Origin of the sequence: Achromobacter sp. SIMBA_011, from assembly GCF_046535435.1 — a bacterium.
Taxonomy (GTDB): Bacteria; Pseudomonadota; Gammaproteobacteria; order Burkholderiales; family Burkholderiaceae_B; genus Achromobacter; species Achromobacter dolens.
The window spans coordinates 1-287 of the sequence record NZ_JAWRWN010000285.1 but is presented as its reverse complement, the minus strand read 5'-3'; the positions used below and the strand labels follow the sequence as shown (position 1 = coordinate 287).

General features: G+C 58.2%; 1 protein-coding gene. It reads right to left on the bottom strand.

Annotated features, from left to right (window positions below; all coding sequences use genetic code 11):
* On the bottom strand, positions 1-287 hold a 287-nt coding region (locus SB816_RS30970; RefSeq protein WP_410548114.1), incomplete at both ends, for an ABC transporter permease subunit.

Here is a 287-nt window from a genome sequence, read left to right as displayed (position 1 = left end):
AACGTGTTGAGGACAACGAAGATGAAGGAAATGATGCAGAGATAGGCCGCCATGACGGGGATATCGAGAAATGTCACCGCCTGTATGAACAGCATGCCCATGCCCGGCCACTGAAACACCGTCTCCGTGATGAGCGCAAAGGCGATGAGCGAGCCGACATTCATCGTCGTCAGCGTCACGACGGGCATCAGACAGTTGCGCAGCGCATGGCGGAAATAGATGCGCCAGCGGGGAATGCCGCGGGCACGGGCGAACTTGACGAAATCGGAGCGCAGCACCTCCAGCAT